The sequence below is a fragment of the Parabacteroides sp. 52 genome (assembly GCF_010500925.1).
Lineage (GTDB): Bacteria > Bacteroidota > Bacteroidia > Bacteroidales > Tannerellaceae > QVMG01.
Genome location: NZ_QVMG01000013.1, coordinates 50,671 through 61,679 on the forward strand (window position 1 = coordinate 50,671; position 11,009 = coordinate 61,679).

The window sequence follows — 11,009 nt, forward strand, 5'->3', positions numbered from 1 at the left end:
GTCTGTTGGCAACCGAAGGTCGCTTGGCAAAACATAAAATATTTCTTAATTGCCTACCACCCAAGCCGGGTTATGCACCTTGGTATTAGGCGTTTTATAATACATATCTTCTTCTTGCGGGATCAATAGCTTATAGGACTTGCCGGCCGTCTGTAACTTCCGGTCACGCAACCAAGGGTTGAAACGCTTCAAGTCGGCATAAGTGACTCCTTGCTTTTGGGCATAATCCGCCAAATCCATTATATCCCTACTGACTGTAACCTCTTTACAATCGACCGGTTTATACAAATCACGTGCCCGCAATACAAAACCATATTTATAAGGATGTTCGAATATCTGCTTAATAGCGATAATCCGGTACACATAACGGGTCGTTTCTTCTACCAACCATAAATCCAAGGAATGGTCTACATGTTGCTTTTCCAACTCCCCCGATATACGCCCCATGCCTGCATTATACGAAGAGGCCACCACTGCCCAATCCTTGTATTTGGCATAAGCGTCTTTCAGGTATTTACAAGCTGCCACTGTCGATTTATACACATCACAACGCTCATCGACTGTCGGTGTAATCGTTAATCCGTATTGTTTTCCCGTGGCTTCCAAAAACTGCCAGGTACCGACCGCACGAGCGGGCGAAGAAACACGCGGGTCCAGATGACTTTCTATAACTGCCAGGTATTTAAAATCATCCGGAATACCATATTCTTTCAGGATAGGTTCAATGAGAGGGAAATAACGGTTCGCCCGTTTAAACAAAAGCAATGTCGTTGAATGGAAATAAGTAAAACTGGATAATTCACGATCCAATCCTTCATGCATATTATACCGTGTCAGATCTATCGTCTTTCCACAAAACACAACAGTCGTGGGTACCTCTGGGGTGACAGTCATAGCCGAAACAACCGGACGCTCTTCCCGCACCTGTTCCGTATCCCGTGAACCCAATAAGAGGAATATACTTACACAAAAAACGACACCTACAAGAAAACTAAATATATAATTATAAAACCGCATCGTGTATTGTTTTGGATCTTACCACATTTACATCTCCCTTCTTCACCCTTTTCTTACCTCTTGAATCGGTATACTCAATCACATAATAGTAAGCACCGGGGGGGACATATTTCCCGCCTTTCTTTCCGTCCCATCCTTGTTCCGGATCTGTCCATTTAAAGACTTCCACCCCCCATCGGTTGAAGATCCATCCTTTGAAATTATTGACCGAACGATAAACAACCTTGAACACATCATTCTCTCCCGGCGTGGTGCCTGGAGAAAAGACATTGGGAGCATCCAGGTAGGTTTGATCGATCTGTATACTATAGGTCTCGGAAGTAACAGCACAAGCCGTTAACGACGTTGGCCCGCTTACTTCTACCTCTGCTTTATAGTTTCCTTCTCTGTCAAACGTGTATTCTATCTCCTCTCCCTGACGTACTAAGGGGTTTTGCACACTGTCTTCATCTTCTTCATTCCATATTTTCCAACGAAACATGGTGGCGACCGGATTGGCATAAGCCCTAAATTGCACAGTCGCCGGCGACGACAAAGAGGCTCCGCTACCGCTAATACCCGGAGTCTCCCGCGAAATTACAGTCGTGTCGGTATGCACTTCTATGGCCACGGCTAAATACCTGTCGGTAACGGCCGGGCGTTCTATCTTGAAATGTTCGGCAAACTGATCGCCCCTTAAGGTAAACTCCGTATCCATCAAAGGCGCAGGCAGTAAATCATTGAATGGATTATGCACTTCCTCCTGGTGGGTTATCTGCACAAAACGTTTCTCAGCTTCGACCCATTGCAGGGTAGTATAGGACACGACAAAATGGCGTTTGATTGTATGAAGCCTGCCGTCCGGATCATAATATTGCATAGCTTTCATCGGTTCCTCTCCGGTCAGTTGCACCTTCGTACAAGAGATCGTGCTTTCTGCTACCCGTAAAGGATTGGCTTCGAATAGGTATTTACTATAATCCATCAACCATACATACCGATAAAGAATCGGACCTCCCGGCTCTTCTACATAATAACCGTATCCTTCTTCTATATTGCGTACGGTCGATGTCGTCGGACTATCCTGCGTACTGGCGACTTTCTCTTTCTGTGAAGTAGTCGCTTTATATCGATACCATTGATGCGTATCACCGGCAGTCGATGAGGTATAACTGATTTCTACATCGTTCATCCCATTTACCACATACACTTGCAGGCGATAAGGCGTATTCTCCTCCGCCATCATAGGTTCCCCGCTCCCTCCTCTTACGGTATACTGAGCCCAGCCTACCCATGTGATAAAAAGAAAAACGAACAATATCCCCAATCTTTTATAATCTTTCCTTAGCATATCTATAACCTAATTAGCTTCCAAAATTAGTATTTTATACCGACATACACTATCTTTGCCCCAAATATTCCAATCAACAAATGAACAAGTTTAGCCTATTTTTTCTATTGATATTACTCTTGTGCGGCAGTTGTTATTCTCTCCATTCACAAGAAAATAACCCACATATTACTCTTACAAACGCACAAGGAGATGATATATTTTATCATACTATCGAACGGGGACAAACAGTCTATGCCATCGCAACGATGTACGGAATAGGTGTAGAAGATATCTACCGGTTGAACCCCGAAAGCCGCGCTGGCATCAAAGCAGGAAAAACACTCAAGATACCCCAACGGGATATAGCCATCGCTCCTATTGAAACAGAAGAGCCGGCTTATACCTACCACACCATTTCTCCCAAAGAAAACTTATACTCCCTGTCAATCAAATACAAGGTTCTGCAAACCGATATTATCCGTGCCAATCCGGGACTCTCTGTCTCTACATTTACTATCGGTAAAAACATCCGTATCCCGGCGACCCGTATCGAGACACTTCCTACGACAGAGAAAAAAATACTTACCAAAGAAATCGAATACACGGCTGAACGCAAAGAGACAATCTATCGCATATCCCGGAAATTCAATATCTCCAGCACCGAACTCATCAAACACAATCCCCAGTTAAAAAACGGGCTGAAAGCCGGAATGGTTCTTAAAATCCCTGTTCAAACAGAAGAGATTGTCACAACAGACATACATATGCTACAGGAAGAGGCTCATGACTTGCTTGCCGAACCCAAAGAAATAGAACATGTAGACCGCATAAAAGTGGCTTTATTGTTGCCTTTCACAACCAAAAACGCGAGTCGGATCCCTCATTTTGTCGAATATTACGAAGGCATGTTAATGGCCGTCGACAGTTTACGCAATGCAGGTAAGTCATTCGAACTCTTTGTCTTCGACACAGGTGATGGCATGGAAAAGGTAGATCAGATATTAAAAAAGGAAGAACTCCTGCAAGCAAACCTGATCATCGGCGCTGTACAAAATGAACAAATCAAACCCGTAGCCGATTTCGCCCAAAAGCATCGTATCAAATACATAATACCTTTTACCTCTCAAAACGATGACGTACTCTCTAACGCCAGTGTTTTCCAGGTAAACACACCCCATTCATACCTATACTCAAACGCGGCACAAGCCGGGTGCAACCTCTTCCAAAAAGACAATATCGTATTGGTGCATATCAAAGACAATAAAGAGAAAAAAGATTTCATCCAAGCTTTGCAAACAGAGATGGAGCAACGCAACATATCTTATAAAGAATTGACATACAATGCGGAGACATTTGCTTCCGATATAAAGGAAAGACTGGATCCGGAAAAAAGAAACATTGTGATCCCCTCTTCTTCTTCTTTGGAAGCTCTTAACTACATCCGTCCGCACATACGCACCTTAGCCGAATTTTCACCGGAAGGAGAAACGCCGTACCGAATCAATCTCTTCGGTTATCCGGACTGGCAAACGTATACAGCCGAATGCCTGGACGACTTTTATGCGCTGAATACGTATATTTACAGCAACTTCTATACCGACCACCTGTCTGCAGAGGTACAAGACTTCTATAGAAAGTATAAAAACTGGTACAGCAAGAACCTTATCAACACTTTCCCCAAATATGGTATATTGGGATTCGACACGGCTATGTTCTTCTTTGAAGCCTTAAGCAAGTATGGTTCTAACTTCGAAAACAACCTGGACAAGATAGATTACAAAAGTCTTCAGACCGGATTCCATTTCGAGCGGGTGAATAACTGGGGAGGCTTTATCAACACCAACGTATTTATTGTTCAATATAAGAACGACCGAACCGTCTGTCGTAGCGATATCCAATGATGAAAAAATATATATATTTAATCGTTGCCGCCCTGGCATGGACCGCCGGATGCATGGCACAACAACCATTCAAAAGGGAATTAGCCGTAGGAGTGAATGGAGGAGTCAACTTCTCCTCAATCGGTTTTACGCCTAAAGTGGATCAGTCTATGCTGATGGGAATAACCGGGGGAGCGACACTGCGTTGGATCACCGAGAAGAACCTGGGCCTAAGTGTCGAACTAAACCTCAGCCAACAAGGGTGGAAAGAAAGCTTCCCGGATGATGAGATCAAAGAACAACCCGTAGGATATGCCTATAGCCGTACCCTCAGTTATATCGAAATGCCCTTTCTCACACATATCTATTTCGGAAGCCAGAAAGCCCGGTTCATTTTTAACTTAGGACCTAAGATTGGTTATATGTTCCAAGAGTCGTCCAAAGCCGATCTACATGGTGAATGGCCGAATTTCGACGGAGACGAAAACGAACAGAATAACGGGCCGAACCGTATCAACTACCAGCATGCTATGACGGTAGAAAACAAATTCGACTGGGGACTCTGTGGAGGTCCCGGATTGGAATTACGCACAGGCATAGGTTCCTTCCTACTCGAAGGACGCTATTACATGGCTTTAGGAAATATATACGGAAGTAAAAAGGTAGACAAATTCGCAAAATCCAACGGACAAACCCTCTCTGTCAAACTCACTTACCTCTTCACATTGAAAAAATGGTGAATCCTATTTGACGGCGTTTAATGGCGGATATTCTATTGCCGATGGGCATCGGCAATATTAACGATGCGCTTCAGCAATATTGCCGATGCGCTTCGGCAACACTGTCGATGCGCATCGGCAACAAAATACTCCAGACAATCGGATGATTATAAATTCGGATTGATGGAACTCCATTCATTCATAGGGGGAATAACACCGGATTGGATAAGCGAATCTCTCAAACGACACAAATGTCCATAGCTTTGTTTCAAAGCTTCCTGTTCATCAGGCGTACCTTCTACAATCTGATAATGTACGCCCTCCTTATCCAACCTTGTTTCCATAGCCATCATTATGTGTGAAAAGTCCTTATTCGAAACATACACACCCACAGGCCAGTCAAATTTCGGACCGCCCATCACGGCACGTATCATCTCTAACGATAAATAGGCCGGGCTTTGAAAAGAAGAACGTCCCCGTAACTCTATGATTCTTTTTCCACCCTGCACGACCCTTTCTTTTATTTCCTGCCAGATTGTATCCGCCAATACAGAGGTACCAATGAGGCTGTTTAAGGGCTGGCCGTCCACAGTCGCCGTAGAAGAAAAGACTGCCATTTGCTCGCCATGTCCTCCATACGTCCTGCAATTCATTATTTTATCCGGATGTATATATAAATGTTTGGCTAATTCATTGCGTAACCTTGTGCTGTCCAAGGCAGCAAGTGTAGACACCTGCGAGGGTTTCAAACCGGCATACAGAAGCACCAATAAGCCGGTTATATCAGCCGGGTTGAATACAACGACAATATGTTTGACATCCGGAGCATATTGTTTTATATCCTTCCCTAATTGAATAGCCACTTCGGCATTGCCTTTCAACAAATCTTCCCGGGTCATGCCTTCTTTGCGTGCCGCCCCTCCTGATGTGATAATATACTTGCTATCCTTAAGCGCCTCCTCTATACGATCGGTATAATTTATATCAACCCCGTTAAACCCACATTGCAGCAATTCTTCTGCCACACCTTCCAATCCTTTCTTATAAGGATCGTACAGACAAATATTCGACGACAAACCCATACTCACAGCTGATTGTGCCATATTAGACCCAATCATTCCTGCGGCTCCGATAATTGTTAATTTTTCCGATGTAAGAAATTTCATACCTGCATTGTTTTTGTTTGATAAACACTTTATTAAACAAACACAATAGAGACTCATTTGTTTAAAAGGATAAAGAAAAGGGAGGAAAGGGTAGGAGTTGATAAAAAAACAAAAAGCAGCTAACTCCGTAGAATTAACTGCTTTATTAGGGTGATCAGGATGGGATTCGAACCCATGACCCACAGCTTAGAAGGAAAAACAGCGGAAATTTCCGCAACTAATTACCTAATAGCGAATTAAGTCCACCTAATCAGCAGCAATTATCTCATTCGTTACTATTTTGTGACAGATTTGAAATCAGACAATGTTTATAATTACGTTAAATAACTCTCTAAATCACTCAAGTCAAAACCTTGTTTGAATAGTACAAAAGTAGTTTTTTGTTTTGATGTATTCTGAATAGAACGATATTTTTATGAGACAGCTTTTGAAGAAGGTATATAACCTGAATCTCACGAAAAGCTGTCTCAACTTCTTGTTCAATTTGCTTTTATGAATTGTACATAAAATTGTCGTATGACATGCACAAACTCATCTGGTAATCTTTTTAATACTTCTTGTTTTATATACTCTGGAATCTCCTTATAGTATCTTATAAAGCTAAAGAGTAAGAAAAAAGCAAGTATAAGCAATAGAAGAACTATTGGAAGCAAAGCTATTATAGTTATAAGTTTCCTATAAGATACCTTGTACTTTATCGCATATCCCATTGGCAATAATCCAAACAATATCCAAGTTGATATACATAAGAGGTTTTCAACATCTTCTGGGATTATCAGAAAGGGTATTTTAATAACAGAAAAAAGTTCAATCCACCTATATGCGCCAGAAAACGGAGAAAAAGAAGATGAAATGTAGATAAGTGTAAGTATTCCAAATAGTTCAGTAAAAACAAGAACCAATCCTGCTTTTCTCTTGTTTTCTATTTCTCTGTTTAACCACTTCCTGAAAGCATATTCCCTTAAAAATATAGAGAAAAGTAGTACGCCAAACAGAAATAGAGAAGTTAAAGGGTCGTATATGTAAATCAAACCTATTATGACAAGAAACAATACACCGTTTATCAGATAGAAAATCCGTTTGTACTTTATCTTATGATCCACAAATTCATATCCTAAGCAAAAGCTAATTGAGAATAGGAATAAAAATGTATACATGAGATGAAAATAATCGTGAGAGATATTTGTAAGTTCAGGGTAATTTACAACATATACAAGGGAAAACACTCCTTTTGAAGCCATGTAAAAGATTGTATATAAACACAATATGGTAAATAATAAGATACCATATCCTAAACCTCTAAGGAGTTTTGTTTTTAGTAATTCTAAATAGCTCATTTCCCTCTTCCTCCATAAGTTAGAGTAGCTGTATTTTCTATTTTATTGATATCCAAAAAGTAGCTTATCCTATTCTCCCAATCTATAACGCCAAATGAGCAATTATTTTCAGATGAAGAATACCAATCAGGAGCAACAGAAGCTAAATCTTTAAACTTTTCGTAAAATATTTTTAGTTCTGGACTATCTTCCAGTTTTAAAGTGACATTAACTTTATAAGAATCTCCATATCTATTATGTCCTTCCATTTCTCTGCCAATTTCTTTGTAATTTGGAAATACTATACCAATAAAACTTTCGATGTCAGCCTTACTTTTGTATTGATATTTAGCCTGATAATCTCCATACATATGAGATATAATCATTTCCATGACTAGCAACAAAACAAGTAATAGAATAAGAATAAAAGGAGAGATAAGAATGAGTATGATTTTTCCCCTTAATGTCATGTTTTTCCAAAGTATCAATACCTTTCTCACAATATAATTACTCCCCAAATTCTAATTTATTTAAAAACTTATTGCATTTGCAATCTCCTTAAACACACTTCCTGCCATTAATCCACCAGAAGGATAGCCATTTTTAGGATTGGAGATAATAACCAAACAAGTATATTTAGGATTGTCAGCAGGAAAGTAACCACAGAAAGATACTTCATGTTTATCTTCTAAATTAAGTGTTCCAGATTTTCCTGCAATACTTATAACTTCTGATTCAGTAGGTTTACCTGTTCCGTTCTTTACCACTTCCTGTAACATCTCCTTAATCTCTGGTGATCCATTATTTGCTATATCACTATAAAACGATAGAACAGAAATCGGACTGATCTTCACTCCATATCCACAAGCTAACCATTGTAATGGTATATCTCCTATTTCAACATCTAAACCAAGATTCTTAATTGATTCAATAAACTTGTCAGAATCATAATTTTCTGATATGATCTTAGCTATTCCGACATTAGAATCAAAGGTTATTACTTGTTTTGCTGTAATCTCGCCATAACCACCTCTATCAGCATTATGATCTGATATTGTACCTTGATCCAGTAAAAGAACACCTTCTCCAACATCAACTATATCAGTAGATGAAATCTCATTTAAAGCTATCAGCATAGAGATAGGAGTAAAAAGAGTACCTATCCTTCTTGGAGTATAAAAGATTTCATTGCTTCCTTCTTTATATGCTCCATTATCTGAAATGAGATTAACCATAGAGACTATATCACCTTTATTATCCATGATAACAACTAAGCCAAAGTCAGCTTGTAACTCTGTTAGTTTATCAGATAAAATCTCTCTTGTTCTATTTTCGTGCTTACTTTGCGTACATGATAAAAGTAAACAGACGGTAAAAAGGTAATAGACATTTTTCATATTTGCTCTTCTTAAAAATTATGCGTTCTTTCAAATCGTTCTATCTCTGCATGAATCTGTTGTGCAACTAATCTAAATGAACCTTCCCACATCTGAAAGGAAAGTGATCTTCCGTCAATCCAATTTACTCTTAGATTTCCAATTTGAGAAGCACTTAATTGTTCCAAAAGAGACTGTATCTCACTTTGTAATGTTTCCATTTTCTGCATGACTGCTGCAACTGATTGGAGATTACTCATTGTTATTCCTTTGTCTCTATTTAGTATTGTTTCAATACTGTTTATAGATTGGTTCATTTCTCCAATCTTAGCTTGCAACATAGTAGTTACATTATTATTTGATCCAAACCAACTCATATTATTTATGTATTTGATATTCCAAACATTTTAAAAAGTGATTGTACTTTATTGTCTAAAGCGTATGGTTGAGCAAAGTGATAGACTTTGTTTACTTTTTCATCCCATTGTTTAATAGCTAAAAGACAAGCTAAAATAGTAGTGTCCGTTCCTGCCAGCATGAAATAAGGAATACTCTTAATAGCTGATAGAAAATCTCTGGCAGTAGGTGTTCCTGATATTTGTATTGAGATACCATGAAGTTCTGCTAACTTGTTAGATATAAGAACTTTTTCAGATACCTTATTAAACTTGTCAATCCCATGTTTACTAATAAAGTATTCTGAATAGGATTGACAAGTATTTTCTAATGTGGATATTTTATATTGCAACATGACTTTTACAGTTTTCTTCTGAAATATTTGTGATATAGTTGATCTTGTATTGTGCCATTCTTTCCGATGTTAAATGATTCACGGTTTTCTGAAATTATTTTTGATATGATAGAAGAACTTTCTTTGTCTAAAATGTCTCTGTTTATCTGCGTAAAATTCTTTAAATCAATACAATTTCCATTCTCCTCTATTGTCAATTTGTCCTCTGTGATTTTTCCTGATAGATTTTTCCGTAAAATAGAAGTCCCTATCCTATCATACATCCTATTATCAGTCGGAAATAAATTATTGGTATCTTTTCTTCTTTTCTTTAATTCTTCAACATATATATGAGGATATTCATAACCATTATTACCAATAGGCTCATAAATAACATGAACAACCAACAAAGCAGCACTGCTGTCATTCCTTTTTAGTAATATTAGCAACTCTTTCATGAAAAATATTTTATGTCTGCCTCCTCCTGATAGACGTTATTAAATAGTAAAAGCGTGAGGAACTGTAAAATCTATCCTAACTCGTAGCTCTGGTAAGCTAAAATCAATGGATAGACACAGCCCTCACGCCATACGATTATATAGACCACCTTTTAAAGGCAGATATATACATCATAGACGTGAAGCATCTGTGCTATTATCCAATTGATTAAAAGAATTTACCAGATTCCGAGTTATGGATAATATCTTAAACGCTTTATTGTCTTAATATGTCCTTCCACTTCTCAACGCTTTGAGACGTAGAATTATGCAAATATAACAAAAAGCGTTTATGTATGTTCGTTAGAAAGATAGACAATCGTAAGTTTCCATTAACTCGTCTTGTCTCAATCCTAAATATCGCTTAGTAATACTCACGGAACTATGATTATACAGTTCCATAAGCTTCACAAGTGCCATTTCTGCATTGTCAGAATTTTGGTTGTACACCTGTCTTCCAAACGTTTTTCTCATAAAATGCGTGGATATATTTCTGATGTTAAGATTGTACTCAACCTTGATCTCTTTAAGCTTCTGATTGATCCTCTGGATACTGAAAACTGTTCCTTTTTGAGACACAAGTATAGGAGAGTTGATACTAATCGGATTGATATTCTTGTAACATTCCGAAATATGTCGCTTTAGCTGTTGATTAATCCTGATCGTTCTGTTCTTACCTGTCTTTTTCTCTTGTATGCTAAATTCATCTGTATTTAGAATCTGTTTCCATCGAAGCGCAAGAATATCAGATATTCTTAATCCCCAAAAACTTCCTACCGCAATTAGTAAAGAGAAGTTATAATCTCCGTCTTTTGCTAATCGTCTGACAAGGTTTGTCATTTCATCCCAATTAAGGAAATCCGCTGTTGTTGGAAATTCCATCGAAAGTGACCCCCTTCGGCCAATTTAAAGTGACCCCCTAAAGTTGCGTTTCAAAACGAGGTCATTTTTGTAGTTGTTTTTGAGGTTGGCAAACATTCTTTTTAGCCGGGGTTA

The 11,009-nt window shown here is 38.7% G+C and carries 12 protein-coding genes; 2 read left to right on the forward strand and 10 right to left on the reverse strand.

The genetic code is table 11. The annotated features are described in order from the left end of the window. Positions 1-45: 45 nt before the first annotated feature. On the reverse strand, positions 46-1,017 hold the full coding sequence (locus D0T51_RS08870; protein ID WP_163728127.1) for a lytic transglycosylase domain-containing protein: 972 nt from the start codon (positions 1,015-1,017) through the stop codon (positions 46-48). Continuing rightward, the gene (locus D0T51_RS08875; RefSeq protein WP_163728130.1) at positions 1,004-2,347 is read right to left on the reverse strand and encodes a gliding motility-associated C-terminal domain-containing protein; all 1,344 of its coding nucleotides are present in this window, start codon (positions 2,345-2,347) and stop codon (positions 1,004-1,006) included. Before D0T51_RS08875 ends, D0T51_RS08870 begins: the two co-directional genes overlap by 14 nt. 80 nt (positions 2,348-2,427) lie before the next feature. On the opposite strand from D0T51_RS08875, the gene D0T51_RS08880 reads away from it, so the two are divergent. Both D0T51_RS08880 and D0T51_RS08885 read left to right on the forward strand, forming a co-directional pair. Then, on the forward strand, positions 2,428-4,230 hold the full coding sequence (locus tag D0T51_RS08880) for a LysM peptidoglycan-binding domain-containing protein (protein WP_163728133.1): 1,803 nt from the start codon (positions 2,428-2,430) through the stop codon (positions 4,228-4,230). Continuing rightward, the gene (locus D0T51_RS08885) at positions 4,227-4,949 is read left to right on the forward strand and encodes a porin family protein (protein ID WP_163728137.1); all 723 of its coding nucleotides are present in this window, start codon (positions 4,227-4,229) and stop codon (positions 4,947-4,949) included. Before D0T51_RS08880 ends, D0T51_RS08885 begins: the two co-directional genes overlap by 4 nt. 146 nt (positions 4,950-5,095) lie before the next feature. Here the strand turns inward: D0T51_RS08885 and D0T51_RS08890 are convergent, their stop codons facing one another. The 8 genes from D0T51_RS08890 to D0T51_RS08925 all read right to left on the reverse strand — a co-directional run bounded on the left by D0T51_RS08890 (position 5,096) and on the right by D0T51_RS08925 (position 10,895). Beyond that, entirely contained in the window at positions 5,096-6,094 is a 999-nt protein-coding gene (locus D0T51_RS08890; RefSeq protein WP_163728140.1) for a malate dehydrogenase, read from the reverse strand. Between the two features lie 479 nt (positions 6,095-6,573). Beyond that, on the reverse strand, positions 6,574-7,335 hold the full coding sequence (locus D0T51_RS08895; protein ID WP_203583357.1) for a hypothetical protein: 762 nt from the start codon (positions 7,333-7,335) through the stop codon (positions 6,574-6,576). 92 nt (positions 7,336-7,427) lie between these two features. Next, positions 7,428-7,880: a hypothetical protein gene (locus tag D0T51_RS08900; RefSeq protein WP_163728146.1), complete on the reverse strand. Its 453-nt coding sequence runs from the start codon at positions 7,878-7,880 to the stop codon at positions 7,428-7,430. 60 nt (positions 7,881-7,940) lie between these two features. Continuing rightward, positions 7,941-8,807: a penicillin-binding transpeptidase domain-containing protein gene (locus D0T51_RS08905; protein WP_163728149.1), complete on the reverse strand. Its 867-nt coding sequence runs from the start codon at positions 8,805-8,807 to the stop codon at positions 7,941-7,943. Positions 8,808-8,818: 11 nt separating this feature from the next. Continuing rightward, positions 8,819-9,163, reverse strand: a complete 345-nt coding sequence (locus tag D0T51_RS08910; RefSeq protein ID WP_163728152.1) for a hypothetical protein — start codon at positions 9,161-9,163, stop codon at positions 8,819-8,821. 5 nt (positions 9,164-9,168) lie between these two features. Next, positions 9,169-9,537, reverse strand: a complete 369-nt coding sequence (locus D0T51_RS08915; protein ID WP_163728155.1) for a hypothetical protein — start codon at positions 9,535-9,537, stop codon at positions 9,169-9,171. 5 nt (positions 9,538-9,542) lie between these two features. Continuing rightward, entirely contained in the window at positions 9,543-9,974 is a 432-nt protein-coding gene (locus D0T51_RS08920; RefSeq protein WP_163728158.1) for a hypothetical protein, read from the reverse strand. 342 nt (positions 9,975-10,316) lie between these two features. Beyond that, positions 10,317-10,895, reverse strand: a complete 579-nt coding sequence (locus D0T51_RS08925; RefSeq protein WP_163728161.1) for a tyrosine-type recombinase/integrase — start codon at positions 10,893-10,895, stop codon at positions 10,317-10,319. Positions 10,896-11,009: the final 114 nt, after the last annotated feature.